The organism is Erwinia sp. GW821-FHT03D09 (genome assembly GCF_059420805.1).
This window is the reverse complement of sequence record NZ_JBWKUK010000024.1, coordinates 54,108-73,136: the sequence shown is the minus strand read 5'-3', so window position 1 is coordinate 73,136 and position 19,029 is coordinate 54,108. Positions and strand designations below refer to the sequence as shown.

At 52.3% G+C, this 19,029-nt stretch carries 14 protein-coding genes, 1 tRNA gene and 6 pseudogenes; 9 read left to right on the top strand and 12 right to left on the bottom strand.

All coding sequences use genetic code 11. The annotated features are described in order from the left end of the window. Positions 1 to 727 (bottom strand): annotated as a pseudogene (locus tag AC07U6_RS20280) (IS3 family transposase); the annotation flags it as partial. A gap of 57 nt (positions 728 to 784) precedes the next feature. Further along, on the bottom strand, positions 785 to 1,108 hold the full coding sequence (locus AC07U6_RS20275; RefSeq protein ID WP_494763541.1) for a hypothetical protein: 324 nt from the start codon (positions 1,106 to 1,108) through the stop codon (positions 785 to 787). 33 nt (positions 1,109 to 1,141) lie between these two features. Between AC07U6_RS20275 and AC07U6_RS20270 the strand changes: the two are divergent. Beyond that, positions 1,142 to 1,918, top strand: a pseudogene (locus tag AC07U6_RS20270) (IS3 family transposase); the annotation flags it as partial. Positions 1,919 to 1,948: 30 nt separating this feature from the next. Here the strand turns inward: AC07U6_RS20270 and AC07U6_RS20265 are convergent. Next, a tRNA-Ser gene (locus AC07U6_RS20265) sits at positions 1,949 to 2,036 on the bottom strand. A 144-nt stretch (positions 2,037 to 2,180) separates the two neighbouring features. Beyond that, a pseudogene (locus AC07U6_RS20260) lies at positions 2,181 to 3,807 on the bottom strand (ABC transporter substrate-binding protein). 232 nt (positions 3,808 to 4,039) lie between these two features. Here AC07U6_RS20260 and AC07U6_RS20255 point away from each other — a divergent pair. Then, positions 4,040 to 4,165: pseudogene (locus tag AC07U6_RS20255) on the top strand (Bax inhibitor-1 family protein); the annotation flags it as partial. Between the two features lie 54 nt (positions 4,166 to 4,219). Here AC07U6_RS20255 and AC07U6_RS20250 read toward each other — a convergent pair. After that, a complete protein-coding gene (locus AC07U6_RS20250; protein ID WP_494763542.1) occupies positions 4,220 to 4,696 on the bottom strand; it encodes a hypothetical protein in 477 nt (158 codons plus the stop codon). Further along, positions 4,693 to 5,448 carry a winged helix-turn-helix domain-containing protein gene (locus AC07U6_RS20245; protein ID WP_494763543.1) on the bottom strand — a complete coding sequence of 252 codons (756 nt, stop codon included), beginning with the start codon at positions 5,446 to 5,448 and terminating at the stop codon, positions 4,693 to 4,695. The genes AC07U6_RS20250 and AC07U6_RS20245 overlap by 4 nt, the downstream gene beginning before the upstream one ends. A 308-nt stretch (positions 5,449 to 5,756) precedes the next feature. Between AC07U6_RS20245 and AC07U6_RS20240 the strand changes: the two genes are divergently transcribed. The 6 genes from AC07U6_RS20240 to tusE all read left to right on the top strand — a co-directional run bounded on the left by AC07U6_RS20240 (position 5,757) and on the right by tusE (position 11,992). Next, entirely contained in the window at positions 5,757 to 6,500 is a 744-nt protein-coding gene (locus tag AC07U6_RS20240) for a fimbria/pilus periplasmic chaperone (RefSeq protein WP_494763544.1), read from the top strand. Between the two features lie 75 nt (positions 6,501 to 6,575). Further along, complete coding sequence (locus AC07U6_RS20235; RefSeq protein WP_494763545.1) at positions 6,576 to 7,082, top strand: CS1 type fimbrial major subunit; 507 nt, start codon at positions 6,576 to 6,578, stop codon at positions 7,080 to 7,082. Positions 7,083 to 7,154: 72 nt separating this feature from the next. Further along, positions 7,155 to 9,872: a TcfC E-set like domain-containing protein gene (locus AC07U6_RS20230; protein ID WP_494763546.1), complete on the top strand. Its 2,718-nt coding sequence runs from the start codon at positions 7,155 to 7,157 to the stop codon at positions 9,870 to 9,872. Position 9,873: 1 nt separating this feature from the next. Then, entirely contained in the window at positions 9,874 to 11,031 is a 1,158-nt protein-coding gene (locus tag AC07U6_RS20225) for a CblD like pilus biogenesis initiator family protein (protein ID WP_494763547.1), read from the top strand. Between the two features lie 109 nt (positions 11,032 to 11,140). Continuing rightward, positions 11,141 to 11,593, top strand: a complete 453-nt coding sequence (locus AC07U6_RS20220) for a LuxR C-terminal-related transcriptional regulator (protein WP_494763548.1) — start codon at positions 11,141 to 11,143, stop codon at positions 11,591 to 11,593. Positions 11,594 to 11,662: 69 nt separating this feature from the next. Next, positions 11,663 to 11,992: a sulfurtransferase TusE gene (gene tusE, locus AC07U6_RS20215; RefSeq protein ID WP_200928166.1), complete on the top strand. Its 330-nt coding sequence runs from the start codon at positions 11,663 to 11,665 to the stop codon at positions 11,990 to 11,992. Here tusE and yccX read toward each other — a convergent pair. From yccX to AC07U6_RS20195, 4 genes and pseudogenes are all read right to left on the bottom strand, one after another. Next, positions 11,989 to 12,309 carry an acylphosphatase gene (gene yccX, locus AC07U6_RS20210; protein WP_494763549.1) on the bottom strand — a complete coding sequence of 107 codons (321 nt, stop codon included), beginning with the start codon at positions 12,307 to 12,309 and terminating at the stop codon, positions 11,989 to 11,991. The genes tusE and yccX overlap by 4 nt on opposite strands. Next, positions 12,281 to 13,076, bottom strand: a pseudogene (locus AC07U6_RS20205) (AraC family transcriptional regulator). The gene yccX and the pseudogene AC07U6_RS20205 overlap by 29 nt, the downstream one beginning before the upstream one ends. A 10-nt stretch (positions 13,077 to 13,086) precedes the next feature. Continuing rightward, positions 13,087 to 13,329, bottom strand: coding sequence for an aldehyde dehydrogenase family protein (locus tag AC07U6_RS20200; protein WP_494763550.1), 243 nt, complete (start codon positions 13,327 to 13,329; stop codon positions 13,087 to 13,089). After that, positions 13,329 to 13,729, bottom strand: a pseudogene (locus AC07U6_RS20195) (dihydrodipicolinate synthase family protein). The gene AC07U6_RS20200 and the pseudogene AC07U6_RS20195 overlap by 1 nt, the downstream one beginning before the upstream one ends. A gap of 388 nt (positions 13,730 to 14,117) precedes the next feature. Between AC07U6_RS20195 and yddG the strand changes: the two are divergent. Further along, on the top strand, positions 14,118 to 15,029 hold the full coding sequence (gene yddG, locus AC07U6_RS20190) for an aromatic amino acid DMT transporter YddG (RefSeq protein ID WP_494763551.1): 912 nt from the start codon (positions 14,118 to 14,120) through the stop codon (positions 15,027 to 15,029). 561 nt (positions 15,030 to 15,590) lie between these two features. Here the strand turns inward: yddG and AC07U6_RS20185 are convergent. Beyond that, entirely contained in the window at positions 15,591 to 17,705 is a 2,115-nt protein-coding gene (locus tag AC07U6_RS20185; RefSeq protein WP_494763552.1) for a peptidase domain-containing ABC transporter, read from the bottom strand. Continuing rightward, on the bottom strand, positions 17,698 to 18,981 hold the full coding sequence (locus AC07U6_RS20180; protein ID WP_494763553.1) for an HlyD family secretion protein: 1,284 nt from the start codon (positions 18,979 to 18,981) through the stop codon (positions 17,698 to 17,700). The genes AC07U6_RS20185 and AC07U6_RS20180 overlap by 8 nt, the downstream gene beginning before the upstream one ends. Positions 18,982 to 19,029: the final 48 nt, after the last annotated feature.

Sequence of the window (19,029 nt, the reverse complement as noted above, 5' to 3'; positions counted from 1 at the left end):
TTCAGATCGATCTCTATCGCCAGAGCTTCCCGGTTAAAATCATCCACCATGTTGAAGGTCCGGAAGCGTCTGCCACACACCAGCGCATCATGCATAAAATCAATCGACCAGCTCTGGTTCAGCGCTTCCGGAGTCGCCAGCGGGGCCGGATTACGCACCGGCAGACGTTGCTTTCCCTTGCGTCGAAAATTCAGTTTCAGCAGACAATAAATCCGGTGTACACGCTTATGATTCCAGGCATTACCCTGCCTGCGAAGCACCTGAAACAGCTTTTTAAATCCGTATCGCGGATAGCGTTCAGCCGCATCGGTCAGCGCCAGGATCACTGGCTCATCACGTCGCGTATTGGGCTGGTAAAAGTACACGGTCCTGCTCAGCGATAACGTCCTGCATGCCTGGCGTATGCTCATCGTAAACTGCGTGGTCAGATAGCTGACGAGCTCACGCTTTATCGCTGGTTTTAAAGCTTTTTTTCGATAACGTCTTTCAGGGCACGGCATTCCAGACTGAGATCGGCAAACATTTGTTTCAGACGACGATTTTCCTCCTCCAGATCCTTCATCTTTTTGATATCAGAGGCCTCCATCCCGCCATATTTTGCTTTCCAGTTGTAGTAGCTGGCTTCGGAAATACCGGCTTCGCGGCAGACATCCTTAACGGTACGTCCGGCTTCGACAGATTTCAGAACGGCGATGATCTGGTGTTCGGTGAATCGGGCTTTACGCATGGCGATCTCCTCAGGGGACATAATCAGTATGTCGGAAGATCTCTAAAAGTGAATGGTTCATTTTGCGGGGATGCTTACACTTCCTGCGTCTGAATTAATGCTATGCTGACTGACTCCGAAAGAATCATCATTGCTTCTGATAATGGTTCTATCGTTGTTGATATCTGATCCAATAAATGCTCGTCCAGAACTATTTTCGTCATCTGTTTTTCTTGCTGAGAATCTTCTAATGATTTCATCATCTCTATCTTTGTCATATTTCACCTTTGTTTTAATTGTGTTCCAACTGAATTTTTTACCTAATGAAGATCCTTTAAATGCTATGTCATTTACACTGAATGAAACCCCTGTGACCTGCTCCTCGGTGATTACCAGAGTCATCCGATGAAGTCCTAAGAGCCCGCATGGCGTAAGCCAAAAGCACCCGATGCCTCACGGGTGGCATTACTGAGTCTTGTTCGGGAAGTTCATCAGGCAAGTAATGGCTCCGCCGGGGCACGCAATATCGCAGTTATGGTCACGACGAAAGGTATCAATCTTAGCCGCTGGCGTGCGACAACGTTGATGAAAGAGCTGAATATTACCAGTTGCCAGCAACCCGGACACCGTTACAAAAAGGCATCTAAAGAGCATGTTGAAATCCCGAACTATCTGCAACGGCAGTTTGCCGTAACTGAGCCCAACCAGGTCTGGTGTGGCGATGTGACTTACATCTGGACGGGAAAGAGATGGACATATCTGGCCGTTGTTCTGGACTTGTTTGCACGTAATCCCGTTAGTTGGGCGATGTCGTTTTACCCTGATTCATCGCTGACAGGCAAGGCATTATCGATGGCATGGGAGCGCAGAAATAAACCGGCAAACGTCATGTTCCATTCGGATCAAGGAAGCCATTATACGAGTACTCAGTTCAGGCAACTATTGTGGCGATACAAGATGAAACAAAGTTTGAGCCGGCGGGGTAACTGCTGGGATAACAGTCCAATGGAACGCTTCTTCCGCAACCTTAAAACAGAATGGATACCCGACACTGGCTACAGTAATTTTTCCGAGGCCCAACACAGCATTACGAATTACATAACAGGTTATTACAGTCAGGTCCGGCCTCACCAATATAATGGCGGACTGACACCGAATGAATCAGAACAGTTTTTCTGGATAAACTCTAAAACCGTGGCCAGTTTTTGTTGACCACTACAAGAGTAGCCTGGGGTTTATATCTGGCGGAAGCACAGAGATTCGAACTCTGGAACCCTTTCGGGTCGCCGGTTTTCAAGACCGGTGCCTTCAACCGCTCGGCCACACTTCCTGAGTGAGGCGAACTATAAACAGCTCATCGTATGCTGTAAAAAGTGGTTGCATTCGTTTGCTTTAAAATTAGCCAAAATGGGTTTAATCGGTTGAACTGACAACACATCGGCGATTTTATCAGCATAAAATCCTGCCCCCTCGCTTAGTGCTTTTTGATGTACATATCTTTCGTAAAATAGTAACCCAGCTTATCCGGCGTAAATCCCCCCACCCACGGTTTTACCAGGTGCGTACGGACGTAGTGATAAACCGGAATGGCCGGCACATCGCGCCCCAGCAGATCTTCCGCCTGCTGGTAGAACTTACCCCGCTCTGTCGGCGTTTTGGCTTTTGCGGCGTTGATGAGGGCTTGATCATAGTCCGGGTCTGTACTGGCTGGTGTTTTCACTGTCGCCGGTACGGAAGTTGTTCAGGAAGGTTGCCGCGTCGTCGTAATCGGCAATCCAGGCGTAGCGCACCGCGTCAAAGTTGTGGGTGTGCATGGTATCCAGCATGGTTTTCCACTCCTGATTTTGCAGCTTCGCCTCTACGCCAAGGTTTTTCTTCCACATGGAGCTGGCGGCAATCGCGATGCGCTGGTGCGATTCCGAGGTGTTATAGAGCAGGTTGAAGCTCAGAGGATGACTGGCATTATATCCGGCCTCGTTCAGCAGCTTTTTCGCCTCAGCGATGCGTTTGTCCAGCGGCCAGCTGGCGTAATCCGGGTTCTGTAGCTTAACGCCACCGATATCCGGCTGGCTGATAAGCCACGCCGGGCGCTGCCCCTGCCCTAATACTTTTCCGGCAATGATGTCTTTATCCAATGCCATGTTCAGCGCCTTGCGTACGCGGGCGTCGTTGAACGGCGGCCGGGTGGTATTGAATTCGTAGTAATAGGTCGCCAGCTGTGGAGAAACGTCCAGCTGGCTGCCGAGGGTTTTCTTCAGCTGGGCAAACTGGTTAATCGGCACCGTGTACACGATATCAATTTCGCCCGCTTTATAGCGGTTCACATCCGAGGCCTCGGACGTGATGGGCAGGTAAGTGACTTTGTTAACCACGGTGCGGGCGTTATCCCAGTAGCGCGGGTTACGCTCTGCCACGATGCGTTCGTTGACCACCCACTGCGAGAGCTTATATGCCCCGCTGCTGACGAAATGTTCCGGTTTGGTCCACTTATCGCCGAATCGACCAATCAGCTCTTTATCCACCGGTACCAGCGACGGGTGCGCCAGCATCGCGAGGAAGGCCGCGTTGGGCTGCGTGAGCGTCACTTCCAGCGTAGTGTCGTTAATCGCTTTTACGCCCAGCGTGTCGGGTGCTTTTTTTCCCTGGGCGATATCGGCCGCGTTGACGATATGCATGTTGCCCGGATAGCTGGCGTACGGCGACGCCGTTTTCGGGTCGATCAGGCGCTGCCAGCTCCAGACCACATCCTCTGCGGTTATCGCCGTGCCGTCGCTCCAGGTGATGCCCGGTCGTAAATGGAACGTCCAGACGGTGTTGTCCTTGTTCTCCCATTTTTCCGCCAGTCGGGGCTGGACTTCGCCGGCCGGGGAAACGCCCACCAGCCCTTGGAATAAATCACTGATAATATTGAATTCGACATCGCTTTCGACTTTATGCGGGTCAAGCGAGGCCGGTTCACTGCCGTTGTTTCTAACCAGTTCCTGTTTTTCGGCCAGCGCGGTTCCTGCCGGCACGTTCGCCGCCCAGGCGGCCGTGCTGGCGCACAGGATCCCTGCGGTAAGTAAAGAGAGCGTAAAGCGCGTGCGTGTTTGTGGTTTCATTTCCTTCGCCTTATTGTCTGTTTTGTGACGATCCGGAAATAACTCTTAGCGTCCGAATGGTAATAAGGCAATATTTTTCAGTGACCTATAAGAGGTTGATCTGATTAATCGCGACAAACCGCTGTTCATACTGATAAAACGTATTTCTGCAGAAGAAATAACCACCTTCGGTGCTAAGGTGCTGAGTAAAGATGGGTAAAACCACTTTGAGACTAGCGTGCCGCTTCCTAATGAAACCAGTAACATCATTCACGGGGGTGAGACCAACTACATCCGCGCAACCGTGAGCCTGTATGTGTCGCTGTACAACATCTTCGTCAGCCTGTTGAGCATCCTGGGCTTCGCCAGTCGCGATTAAGCACAACGGATATGAAAAAGGAGAATGCCCCCGGCATTCTCCTTTTTTTATGCCCTACTCACCCCGGCAAATAATGGTAGGATAACGCCGGTCCTGAATCAGCCACACGGAAGGCGCGAGCTCAGAGATCGTGAGGTAGTAGCGTGCAGTTGGACTGGCAAAGCTCCCCCACTGGGCGTCAGGCGTATTGTCATTGTGCCGACGCCAGGTTTTGGTGTAGCTCAACACAATGACGTTTTCATCGTCCCGCTGCTGCCAGGTAAAGTCCATGTCCCTGTCAACGATCAGATTTTGCCCGTCAGCCCTTGCCGCACCTTTATAGGTGGTCACTCCGGTACCATCCCGATGAAAATAGAACTGGGCAACGGTATTGACCTTCACTTCGCTGGCTTTTCCCTTATTGCGCGTAAAGTTAAATTCGGTGCTGCAGGCCAACACATCCTTTTTAAACACACCGCCGGAATAGTAAAACAGCACCAGGGCACTGCCGACCAATGCACCACCCAGCCCAAAAAGAAGTTTTATTTTCATTTTTTTGCCCCGCTTTTATAACGGATGGTTTTGCACAGGCTGGTTTTGCTGACCGGGCAGGCACCAATGAACACCTCATCTGCATCGGAAATAGAAAAACGGGCGCTGAAATAATAAATGTCATACTCCTCGCGTTCGCACGCCACGCTATTGGCCTCCAGCTGCTCCGCTAATTTCGATAGCACCAGCGGTCGTCCGTGATCGTTGATAATCCAAAGGCTACAACGCGCGATTTTTTCCTTAACCGGCTTGAGTTTCGCCGGAACGGTGATCCCCTGCGGTCGGCTGAAGTAGAGGCTCGCCGCCAGCGCAGCGACGATCAATACGGCCGGAATCCCCCACCTTTTCAGGGAAGCGCGTTGAGGCTTTTCCACTTGCGGTGCAGACGGAGGCTGCGGCTCGGCGGGTTGAATACTCTCTCCGGGCTGAAAAATCACATCGGCCTCAAAACGAAACCCATAACGGGGTACGGTTACGATAAATTCGTGCCTCTCTCCCAGTACCTGGAAGCTTTTACGTAATTCGCTCACCGCTTTATTGAGATTATTTCCCGATGGCGTAAAGCCAAACTCCTCCCACACGCGGGTAATCAATTCCTCCCGACTCAGGTCGTGCCCTTTGTGTTTAATCAATTCCTGTAAAAGGCGAACGGCGGGTGCCGAAAGCGTTAATACAGATTCTGGTTGCCCAACAAGACTAAGTGCATGTGCTTCAGGATCAAATAACAACGAATTATTGCATATAAAAAACATCTTTTATTCTCGGCTGTTACCGCATGCTTTTTAATCCCTGGTACATCGACATGAAAACCCCTCCTGATCTGCTTGTTTTTTCATCAGAAGGAATTTTCTCCCCATCCATGGTAACGATATTTACTCTTAACTATACAATCTTATAGCAAGAAAATCAGGATAAAAAACTGTATGTAACGAGTTAACTAATACAAATTTTCACAAACCGCTGCTCTGGTTAAAGTTTCCCTGCCCTGAAGCGATACGAAAGCAGACGGTGTCCTGGTGTTAACGCGCCGCCTTTAAACTCAGAGCAGGCAGACTTGATTGTGAAACAGAAAAAAAGAGTGAGCCTCACAACCGCCCTTTATGTCGCCGCGCTGTCATTGCCATTTTTCTCGGAAATGGCACTGGCCAATATGAGCGTGTATCCCATGGAACTCAACGTGGATAAGTCCGGTGCGGCGCAAATTAAGGTGGCGTCAAAAGCTGATGATATTCAGTTCATTCGGGTGAGGCAAAAGAAAATTCTTAATCCCGGCACGGCCCAGGAAAAAGAGATTGATGTGGCGTCGTGGAAAGAGGGTGGCGTTGCTGTCACGCCGGAAAAATTCGCCCTTGCGGCAGGCGCAATGCGCGTGGTTCGCCTGGTATCGCTTACGCCCCCGGAAAAAGAGACGACCTGGCGCGTCTATTTTGAAGGGGTCAAGCAGCCTGACAGCATTATTCCGGGCAAGGCAGAAAGCCCTGCTGCGACGGCAAGATTGGGCGTCAATGTGATCTGGGGCGCCCTGATCCATCTCGCACCGGAAAAAAGCGTGGTTTCGCTGTCGATTGACCCTCTCAGGGGAACGTTAAAAAACAACGGCACGTTGCGCGTGCCGCTCAGAGAGATCGGTATTTGTGATGCGAATTCATCGTGTAGATGGATTAAAGAAGACGCGACGATTTATCCAGACACCGAACGGAAATTAAAAACGCTCTCGAAGGTACAAGGTCAGAAATATAAGTTCCGCTACTTCAACTGGCTGAATAAAACCGCTGAAGAAGCTGATTTACCCGTCGTGCAATAACACGACCTCACCGTAAAAAACCCATTGGGTTTGTTTAAAGAGCCAGGGTGCTCATTTGTAAATATGGAGATATCAATGCGTAAGTATTTTAAACCTCTGATGATTGTTGCTGCGATGACCACGTCCGTTAGCGCGCTGGCGATTCAAAAAGATATTACCGTCAACGCCAGCGTTGATTCACAGCTGGATATGACCCAGGCCGATAACACGCCGCTGCCGGCAAGCATCGATATGCAGTACCTGCCTGGCCGTGGCCTGGAAAGCTACCGCCTGAATACCAAGGTGTGGTCTAACTCCGCGACCAGCAACGTAAAAGTCCGTCTGGTTAGCGCCGCAAAGCTGGCAAATGCCGACGGTGCTGAGACCATCCCAATGACGGTGATTCTGGGCGATAAAACCCTCTCTACTGCAGATGTGGAATATACAGGCGCCGAACTGTTCCCGGGGAGCATTGAAAACGGTTCAGCGGTACTGCCGCTGACCATTTCCCAAACCACCAAAGGCGTTCTGAAAACCGGTCAGTACAGCGGCGTTGTCAGCCTGATGCTGACGCAGGCGACTACCACGGAAGGCGGTTCGTAAATCCACAGCACCTAAGGAATGGCGTCAGAGGGTGCCTACCCTCTGACGTCAGGATGATGTCGAGGCTCGTTCATGGCGTTTCACAGAAATACTCTCCTCTTTGTTGCTTTGTTACCCGTCTCCATCCAACTCGCCTGCGCCGGGATGGCCGTCCCGGCAGGTTTTGAAGATCTGGCGAAAACGCAGCGTCTGTGGACAGAAGTCAACCTCTACGGCGAGTCGCTTGGACTTTTTGAAACGGATATCACGCTTGAAACGGTCAGTTTTGTCGCACCTGAAACCGTGGTAGCGGCCATCAAACGACGGTTTAACGACGACCCTGCTCTCGTTGCCATCGTGTCTGCCGCGCTGGCCGTTCCGCTTGCCCGTAACGGCAACCTGGCCTGCAGCAGCAACGGCTCCGCAGCGGGATGCGATTACATTGATACCGACCGCGCGGCCATTATCTATGACGAGAATAACGCCCGTATTAGCCTGTTTCTGGACAAGAAATTTCTGCCTAAAGCCACCGCGGAAAATCAGTGGTATCAGCCCACGCAGGACACCGAAAATGCGCTGATCCATCAGCAGAATATTAATTTTGTTGCCGACAGGGATTATCAGTCAGCAACCGTACAGGGCAATGGCGCGCTGGCACTCACGCAGGACAGCTATGTTAACCTCGACTGGACCTGGCTGGAACAGCGTTCAAGGCACCAGCAGCAACAGGAAATAACCGTCAACAACGCCTGGTTCCGCCAGGATATTTTGCGTCAGTACTATGTCCAGCTGGGCGAGATGGATACCCGCGATCTGTTCAGTAATGCCGGCGGAAATATCAACCTCAGCCAGCTGCCGCTGGGCAAAATTCGCGGTCTGCGCACAGGTTCAACAAGGGCGTGGATTAATCCGGTTCAGCAGTCAAAGGGAACCCCTATCACCGTGCTGCTTTCCCATGACGCGCGTATCGACGCCCGCCGTGGCAATCAGCTGCTGGCCAGCTTTTACCTGAATGCCGGGGCGCAAACCCTCGACACGCGATCGTTTCCGGACGGGAGCTACACCGTCACGCTGTCGGTCTATGAAAATAACCGGCTGACGCGTACCGAGCAGGTGCCGTTTACCCGAACCGGCATTACGCCATTCGACCGCGTCGAGTGGTTCCTGCAGGCGGGCGAAACCGACAATAGCGATCAAAACGAAGAACGCAGCGCGGTTGCGCAGGCGGGTGTACGCCTGCCCGTCACCCCGACCTTAGCGCTGACCGGCGGAGCAACGATAAAGAAAAACCAGCGCTTCCTGGAAAATGCGCTCGACTGGAGCCGGGGCTTCAACGCGGGCCCGATCGATGGCGTGCTGAGTACCCGGTTTAGCTACCTTTACGGCAGCGAAGGCCAGCGCGGCAATATTCAGCAGATCAGCTACAACGACGGTTTTTCACTGAGCCTCTATCGCAACGCGCTATCAGCGGAAAACTGCAACACCCGAAGCGCGGGGTTTGACGCCGTGAACGGCTGTTATCGAACCCTCTCGGTAATGTTTTCCGTCCCTGTCGGCGCCTGGTATGCCAGCCTCGGGTATTCAGATAACCGCAACGAAGGACGTTACATTTCACGTCGGGAGCTCCCGGATAGCGACGATCGCCACGATGCGGGTTTGCCGTGGGAATCGGTCTATATGACCCGCTCGCGCTCGCGCGCCTGGCAGGGAGGGCTGAGCAATGCCTTTAGCACCCGAGGCCTGAACATTAACAGCAGCATTAATCTGTTTATGCGTAACGATGACACCCGCGAAGGCAGGGACAAAGGCGGCTACCTGAGCGTGAGCCTGTCCATGGCGCATAACCGTCAGGGTGATGCGTCGAGCTATACCTCTATGGGCGCGACCTGGCAGCACCAGCAGCGTGAAAAAAATCAGCTGAGCTACAACGTGGCGCATAACTGGTACGCCGATGCACGCAGCGAAAACGAGTATGGTCTGAACGCGTCGGGCATTAACAGCGACTCGCTGAATACCTCAGCCTATACGCGCCAGGGCGGGCGATATGGCAACGGCAGCCTGACCGTCAGCGACGCCTGGGATCGTCAGGATCGGCGCCATACGCTGAGCAGCAGCGGCAACTACAGCTCGACCCTTGCGCTGTCGCGTTCTGGCCTGTGGCTGGGCCGCTGGAGCGACGGTCGTCCTGCTTCCGCCGTCGCGGTTAACGTTGTCACACCGGAAGATACCCAGGCTCCGAGCGTTGCCGTGTCGCTGGATAACAGCGGGAGCGCAGACATTCCGGGCAATAGCCGCGCCCTCTTCGCAGTGCCGGGCTATCAGCAGACAACGTTGACGATTAACGAATCGCTGGATGTATCCCGGGGGGCCAGCAGTGAGATCACGCAAGGTTCAGGCAGCAGAACGCTGTTTATGGTGCCAGGCAAACTGCTGCGTCGGGATGTGCAAACCACCGCAAGCTACACCTGGCTCGGCCAGTTAACCGACGAGCGTCATTCGCCGTTTATCGGTGGCGTACCGCTGAACGTGAACGGCTGGAGCGATCTCGGCAACGGCGGATTCAGCGCCCAAAGCGATGCCCTGCTGCATAACCTCTACCTGGTGCGCCAGCAGCAGTTTTATCAGTGTGAACTCAACGTGAAGAGTATGCGCGACGTGGTGCGTTATGTCGGTTCAATTCCTTGCCGGGAATTAACCTTCTCCGCCCTGCCGGATGCCATCCAGCAGCAGGCGCAGCTGATGCTCGCCGGACGATCGGTACCTACCGGTCAAACTGCCATGAACGCCGACAACCTCACTAAAGGGAAATGATGTGATTAAGTGCTTCTTTATTTTACTGTTCTTAAGTCTGTGGACAGGCCAGGCGCTGGCGGGCGCCCCTGCGGGACGAAACACCACCGTCGGTATAAGCTACGATCGCGTAGCCCCTCCTGCGCGCCTTGATATTTGGGTTCATGAGCCGAGTGGCTACGATACTGTCGATCCACAGAAATGGGGGCGAAATACCCTGACCTGTTTATCCCGCACCGACACCACCTACGGAGCCTGCATGACTGCCCCCGTGTGGTTCTCTGCGAACCCGGCTGCGCCTTATGCCATCAATTTACGTTTTACGCATACACTCACCAGCAAAACGGTAGATATCAAGGTGTATGGCGATCACTACATGTTTATCAACAATAAAGTGTTTACCTTCGCCAGTTTTGTCACTGGTGGAACGGGCGATCTCAGCTCCTGGAACAGAGAGCCCTACTTCGATTTCTATATTGTGAAAAGCGAACTGGATAAGCTCGCCCTGCCGGGGATCTGGACCGCAACGCTGAAGCAGAACCTGCGTCAATGGGGGAGCGCCGACTGTGGCGGGAACTTCAATGACGTAAACGTCGGATGCCCTGGCTATCTCACTATCGCCAGGTGGCAGGCAAACATTCGCATTGAGGTGGTCGATCCGGGTAATCAGCAGATTTATCTGCCGGCATTTCCGCACTCAACGCCCATCGTTAACCTCAACCTGACCAACTTTCCGGGGCGCCCCGGGGGTAGCGAGATCCAGGGTGAAAACTCGCTGGATATGTGCCTGTACGACGGTAATAACAGCACCAGCACCCGCGCCTACCTTCGGTTTGAAGACGACGGAGTCACGTCTTCGGACCGTGCCGAAGGCGCGTTTTCTATCAGCCGACGTGGCGGTAGCCAGACCGATGCGCGGGATCGTCTCGATTATCGGGTTTCGGTCACCAATCCAATAACAGGCGCAACCGAAACCGCCGCGAACGGTAAAACCCTGGTCTGGCAAGGCACGAACGATCCGCAGTATCTGCGTCAGGTCGTGCTGCCCGGCGGACGCGAGAGCGTACTGTGCATCCCTGCCCCTATTATCCTGAAAACCCCCGCGTTTGCCGCCAGCAGCAAAAACGCGGGCGACTATACCGGCACGCTGCGCGTTATCTATACGCCCAGCACGTTATAACGAGGTCAGCGTGAGTTACGCCATTCTCGACAATAATCGATTTTACGCCGAAGAGTTGCGCTACGCGCTGCTGCGTCGTGGCGTTCAACCATAGGTCCAAAGCGACACCGTGCAATGGCAGCCAACACTGCTTACCCGCCGCGTGCTTGTTATGCGCTGCCGTTTTTCCGTGGCCGCCACGCATCAGGCACTGATAAACATTTTGCTCAGACTGGAAGCCGCCCGCTGGCAAGGCAGCCTTTATCTGGTCTGCAATGAAAAGGGGTGGGCGCTGGCGACGCATTTACGCAAGCGTTTCAGTACTTTAACCCTTTATATCATCGATGACCGGATCGCCGTCGCAGATGCAGCATATTTGCTGGCAAAAGAGCCACGCCGCGTCCGAAGTCTTGACTGCTGTCTTACCGGCCTTGAATTCAACGTGCTCAATCTGATGCTTACCGGGTTGCCGGTACGCCACATTGCCATCGTGACGCGTATGTCTGAGAAACAGGTTTCGGCCCATAAATGCAACGCGCTCAAGAAGCTCAACGCCAACAATCTGCTGCAGCTGCTCCTGTAGGCCACGGTTTATCCTGAGGCCGCTTTTTTGCTACACTGTCGCCGATTTTTTCACACACGACAGAAGACTATGTTCATTTTTGCAGGCCAGGAAATTGAGACCGATAGCGAAGGCTATCTGAAAGATACGACGCTATGGAACGAGCCACTGGCGGAGAAAATTGCGGAAAACGAAGGGATTACCCTCTCCCCCGAACACTGGGAAGTGGTGCGTTTTGTCCGCGAGTTCTATCTTGAATTCAATACCTCTCCGGCGATCCGCATGCTGGTTAAAGCGATGGCCAATAAGTTCGGCGAAGAGAAAGGCAACAGCCGCTATCTGTATCGTCTGTTCCCGAAAGGCCCGGCAAAACAGGCCACCAAAATTGCCGGCCTGCCAAAACCGGTGAAGTGTATTTAATACCGAATCCCGAAGTTTACGTATTCGCGCCCGGGTTGATGCGGTTCCGTTAACACCTTATCAACCCGTGCGCTGCGCGGCCCGCCCGCTTTCAGCCACGCCACCAGCTTGTCGACCTGCTCCGCTTCGCCGCAGGCGACCACCTCAACGCTGCCGTCGTCCATATTTCGCGCGTATCCCGTTAGCCCAAGCTCAGCCGCTTCGCGCTGGGTGCTGTAGCGGAACCCGACGCACTGAACAACGCCGTGAACCCAGGCAATGGTGCAGACTTTGACATTTTTCTTCTCCTTAACGTAGCGTTTTCGGTAAACAGCCATAGTGTTGCCGGAAACGGGCAGTGAAACGAGAGCTGGAAAGATACCCACATTGTAATGCGATTTCGCCAATTGGTAATCGGGTTGACTGTAGCTGTGACAAAGCAACGGCCATCCTCACCTCCTCCACGATCTGGCGAAAACTCTGTGACTCTTCACGTAAGCGGCTGCGCAGCGTCGGCACGCTTAAGGCCAGAAGGCCAGACGGCTGGCGACGTCCTGCGCAGTCCAGGCTCTGGCGGGGACAGCATAATGAACTGCCGCACCTGCTCGGTCAGGTTACTGTTTCGCTCAACAAGCAGCGGACCCGCCACGCCATCATGCAGCAAGGCCAGCAAAAGGCCGAAAGCCTGATGCTTTTGTAGCGCTTCCGGTAAATCCTGACGCACGGCGTGCAGCAGGTTGTCCCACATAAACGCCAATCCCTCGCACAGCGGGGTGCAGAGCGAATGCAACGTCGTGCGTGGCCAGGATTTCAGGTAATGCGCCTTAAACTCGGCGACGATCTCCGGGGACGACATCAGCAAATCCGAGTGAAACAGACCGTTTACAGGCTGATTGATAATCTCCATCGCCGTATTGGCCGGGATAATGATGAACTCATCCCGTGTCGCCTCCAGGCGGTTATCATCCTGAACTATCACCTTACTGCCGTGAGTGATATGGCAAATAGCCGGAAAAAAGAGTTTCACCTGGTGCAGGCGATGCATTTTGCTGGCAGTCACTTCACCCGCTGTAAGATGTTTATGTCGAAAATGGAACTCCTGCACCCAGTCATCCTTATCTGCTGTAGGTTGCTGTTAACTGAGCCTTTTCCAGAGTATGACTATTGATCATAAAACCGACCAGCGCCATTGCGCCGTTACCCGCCGGGGCGGTATGGTCGCAGAGCTTATTGATCGCTTCCGCGTACCACTTAATAATGTGAATGGTTTCCGGCACGCCTACCGCAAGGCATTCGCTGACCGGTTTGCCGCTGTCGAGGCTTTCCAGCACCGCCAGTTCGGTCACTTCCTGCTCCATCAGCGCTGCCAGCTTCCGGCATCGAACGCGGCACGTAGCGCGTGGTGGGCGTTTTCCAGTTCGATCGGCAGCGCGTAAGCCGGCGAGGTCACCAGAATAGCATCGGCTTTATGTTCACGAGCATGCTGCGCAACGGCAACGGCATCTTCCGTGCGGATAGCTCCGGTACCCACCACCAGCGGCAGGCGGTTGCCGATCACCTTGCACGTATATTCCACTAGCGCCAGCGCTCTTCGGTAGTTTGTGCGTAGTACTCACCGGTAGTACCACCGATGATAATACCGTGCACGCGGGCTTCAATCAGTAACTCCAGCACATCGGCAAAACGAGCAAAATCAATGCTGCCATCGGCGGCGTAAGGGGTAATTGCCGGGGTGAAGATACCATCAAATGTCAACACGTTAACCTCCAGAGGGAAAATCAGGACCAAAACCCCCTGCTTTGCGGCAGAAAATGGCGACGTTTGTTAACAGTTTGCACAGCCTGGTTTGACAGATCAATGAAGGGGATTTTTGTATACGTATAAAATACAAAAAAAATTCGCATGAATGGTACATTTATACAAAATAATATTTTTACAATTTTAAAAATCAATAAATTAAAACTATTTTTAAATGGGAAAAATTTTCTACATGATTTCCGATAACGATTACATTATGAGATTATTACGCTATCTGGCATATTTACAGCCTCGTTCAGGAAGCATAATTTTGATGCTGCATTTAACCAGGTTTTAACAGATATTCGTCCGGTTCGCTGGCGAACGCCGTAAACAGAGGTAGAAGGCTATGCCCCAGAACAAAGCGACGCTAACAGGATTGATTGCCATCCTGCTTTGGAGCGCGATTGTGGGATTGATTAAAAGCGTCAGTGAGGGATTTGGGGCGATTGGCGGCGCGGCGCTGATCTACACCTGCAGCGCCGTGCTGCTGCTGTTCACTATCGGCTTCCCCAATATCCGCAAGTTCCCACGCAGCTATCTGATTATCGGCAGCGTGCTGTTCGTTTGCTATGAGCTGTGCCTGTCGCTGTCGCTGGGATTCACCCACTCCGGCCGTCAGGCGATTGAAGTCGGTATGGTGAATTACCTGTGGCCCAGTATGACCATTGTTTTATCGGTTATTGTTAACCGGCAGAAAACCAGCCTGTTAATTATTCCTGGGGTTATTATTTCAGTAACGGGAATTTGCCGTGTTCTGGGTGGCGACAGCGGATTCTCTCTGAATGAAATGGCCAGTAATATTATGGATAACCCGCTCAGCTACGGACTGGCCTTTAGCGGCGCGATTATCTGGGCAATCTATTGTGTGGTAACGAAAAGAATTGCTCAGGGAAGCAATGGTATTACGCTGTTCTTTATTTTCACCGCGCTAACGCTGTGGGTTAAATTCCTGCTGTCGCCGCAGCCCGAGTTTGTTTTATCGGCGAAAGTCTGGATTAATCTGACGCTGGCGGCCATGGCGATGGGCTTCGGTTACGCCGCCTGGAACGTGGGCATTCTGCACGGCAACGTGACCATTCTGGCGGCGGCATCCTACTTTATTCCGATTATCTCTGCGGTTCTGGCGGCGTTTATGCTCAATTCGCAGCTGTCGGTTTCCTTCTGGCAGGGCACCGCGATGGTCAGTCTCGGCTCTCTCGCCTGCTGGTGGGCAACCCGCACGGCGGCTGAAAAAAAGCTCTCCTGTAAGGCCTCTTAGCTTTTATCTCGGGAGGAGTCTCCTCCCAACCTCTAAACATCGTACTCACTGAATGTTAAACAAAAACGATTCCGCTCCCATAGTCTATACCGAAGGAGGATTTATAGAGTTTAAAAAAGATAATTAACGTTCACCGGCTTAATCAATTAATGAAAACAACCTGCTCCGGATAATATTCTGGTGGATTTATCTGGTTTAAAATAATCCCGTTAATGCTGTGATTAAAAGTAATAAACCCCGTGACCGTAATAAGCATCCCTCGTATTCATGTTTATTGGACGTGATTCCACCGGTTCGCGTAGAATCGGCTGCCGCGCCCTGCCAGCAGAATATCCCGCGGTGAAGACACCACCCCCGATCGCTTCCCCATTCCGTTTGCCCACAACAAAGACGGTGGCCGCTATGCTAATACCTGGGGGACGCTGATTGTGAAAACCCCGGACGGGAAATGAGTGAACAGGTAACTCACAGCGTGAGTCCAGCCTGCTCCCGGCATGCTTCGCCGGGAGCAGCAGCCTCCCTCTACCCCAGCGGCAACAGAATCGCCGCAGGTTAATTCACTCAGCCGGTCATTGGCTGGGAAAGATCGATAATCCTGTCGGCGCTTTCAATCGTTGAAGGACGGTGCGCCACGATAATACGCGTGATATTCAGTGCGACTATCGACGCATTGATCATCTTCTCGTTATTAACATCAAGATGGCTGGTTGCTTCATCCATAAACAGCACGTTGGGTTTCTGATACAGCGCGCGTGCAATCAGCAGGCGCTGTTTTTGCCCGCCGGAGATCCCGCCGCCCAGTTCGCCGATCATCGTTTCGTAGCCCATCGGCATCATCATGATTTCATGGTGAATATTGCACTTTATCGCGCACTCCTGCACCAGTTCCATATCCTGTTTATCATCGAAACCAGCGATGTTATCGGCTATCGAACCGGAGAACAGGCGGTCTTCCTGCAGAACGCAGGCGGTGCTGGCGCGGAAGTTATTGATACCGATTTTCTTGACGTCGAAACCGCCGATAAATATTTCGCCGCTGTCCGGCTGCAGCAGGCCAGACATTACTTTTAACAGCGTGGTTTTCCCAATGCCGGAGGTGCCGATCAGCGCCACGGATTCGCCGGGGGCAATGACGATATTCACATTGGAGAAGATCGGTTTTGACAGTGCATCGTACTGATAGCTGACGTTTTTAATTTCCAGCGAGACGCCAACGTTCTCTTCAAATACTTTGCGCGCCGGTAGTTCTTTTTCCGGCTCGCTGTAGGCAATTTCGGAAATACGTTCATTGTGGAGCGATAACATTCTCAGCTGGATAGTCAGGTTAATCAACGACGAGGCCCGCTCAGAAAACTGCCCACGGTAGGCATTAAACGCCATAAACATTCCAAGGGTCATGTTGTTCTCAATGACCATCATTGCCCCCAGCCACAGAATCACTACCTGATCGAGGGAGTTGATAAAACTATTCACCCCGCCAAACATCATGTCGAATTTCGTCTGCCGTAAGGTGGCGTTACTGGCATCAATGTTGGTATTCAGCCAGTGCTGAGAACGCCTGTGCTTCAGGTTAAGGGATTTAATCGTCGCAATGCCGTACAGCGACTCCATAAAATGCGAGCCGGAGCGTGCACGCTTAACGATCAGCTCCTCGTTAATCGCCCGATAAAATTTGTAGGTTGACAGGCGGATCAGGATGTAGCACAGGGTAAAGCCCAGCACCACCAGTACCAGCCAGCCGCCGTACAGGGTCAGCATTACCAGCAATCCGATCGCCATTATGCTATCCATTATGCCGGTAACAATACTGCTGGTGAAGGTTGAGCGGATGGTATCCAGCGAGCTGAAACGCGACTGAATATCCCCCAGTTTACGTTTTTCAAAGAACGAGAGCTGCAGGCTGAGCAGATGATCGAAGAAGCTGGTCTTCCACTGAATATCGGTATAGGTATCCAGCTTGAGCGACACCCACGCGCGGATCATACTGACAAAGGTTTTGAAGATGGTGAAGAAGATTAACCCGATACAGATCACCAGCAACAGGTTGTGATCGCGGGGTGGGATCACGTGGTCGGTGACCATCTGTGTGCCCATCGGCAGCAGCAGGTTAACCATTTCAATGACGAGCGACAGCATAAAAATTTTGGTTAGCGCCGGCTTAAGGCCGACAATGCTGTGCATCAGATCCGCCAGACTGATCCGCGATCGCAGCGTCTCTTTCTTAAAGTGACTGTCGGGCCAGACTTCGAGAGCGATACCGGAGAAGTTCTCGGACATCTCCTTCTTCTGCACCACACGTCTGCCCATCGCCGGATCGTTAATCACATAGCGATTGCCTTTTACCGCCACCAGCACCACAAAGTGATTCAGCGACCAGTGCAGCACGCAGGGCAGCCTGAGTTCTTTGATCTCCTCCAGCTCGAGGGAAAGCGCGCGGCTTTTCATCCCTACCTCGTGGGCAACCTTATCCAATACGCTTAGAGTTGCCCCCTGCGAGGAAGATCCGTAGCGATTGCGGAAGTTAAACAGATCGATATCTTTACCGTAGTAGCCGCAGATCATCGCCAAACAGGAATTACCGCATTCCGTGGCCTCGGACTGAATAATGACCGGAACCTTACTGCGGATTGAAAAATTAATGCGTTTATAAATCTGATCAAGTACGTTTTTATTCATCACCCGGTCCCTTTAGGCTTTGCACAATTTTATATACTGGCGAGAACAGCCACATGTAGAGCGGGCGCTCATCCATAAACACCACGCTCCTCGCCTTCAGCCCGTTGGCGAGCACTAACTTTCTTTCCTTATAGATAAACTCTTTGTCTTTAATATCCACGATGGTTTTATACAACGTGACCGGCGAATCGGAGTTCGCGGCAGGATTATTGAGATCGCTTAACTCCCTGCGGGTGGCGGGCATGGACGAGATTGAGATGATTTTTCCGGAAAACTGACCGAATTTATCGGAAGGGAATGCATCGTAGCGGATATTTACCACATCCCCGGGTTTGACATACGGCAGGCTGGTATCCGGCAGCCACAGCATCAGATAATACTTCACGTCGTGGATCTGTTTAATCTGTGCCAGGCTGCTGCCAGCTTCAACCATCTGGCCCGGAGTGGCGGCGATCGACTCTAAGCGACCATCGATGGTGGATTTGATCATAATCGTACCGTTGGCGCTGTTTTCCACCAGCTGGGTACGATAGTCATTCAGCTGGTTGTACTGGCTGGAAATCTGGTTATCAATATCGGAAGACTTCACCGTCAGGTCACTGCGCAACTGAGTGATTTGCTGTTCAAGCTGCATCTTTTGCGAGGATAAAGACTGGTAGGTATTCTGCTGCTGGACGTACAGCGAGCGCTGACCGTTGTACTGATCTTTGGTGATTAACCCCTGCTTAAGATAGCCACTGTAGCCGTCCAGCGTGCGCTCCATATCCGCCAGACCACGCCTTGCCGCTACCAGCATGTCATCCGTCTCTTTGAGTGAGTTTTCATAACGCGTAATCTGCTGCTGAGTCGTTTTAAGAAAATCTTCCTTATTCTCTTTCAGCTTCCCGATGATCTCTTCCGCATTGATGATCTTTTCCTGCACCATCGAAATACTGGCATCGCTAACGTTACCCACGCTGGTCGTCCTGGATACATCCAGCTCGAACAGCACGGTCCCCCTGGTGATGGTATCTCCTACCTGGACAAACTGGCGCAGGATGTATCCCTGCTGTGGTGAAGAGATGTTCAACGGATGGGGTAAGGTTATGACCTCTCCGTTAACATCAATACGCTGGGTAAAGCTGAAGAAACACAGTATGGCAATCGCAAGCGCCAGAAATGTCAGGCTGCACGCTGTAATAACAACGGATGAAACTCCCCCTAGTAAAATGACCCGGCCGTTCCAGTAGCTTTTCTGATGGTCTACGGCTTCCTTCCTGAATAGTTTTCGACTCATTAACACTCAACCTTGATTTTAAGAATTCCCGAATCCTTAGGTTTGCAG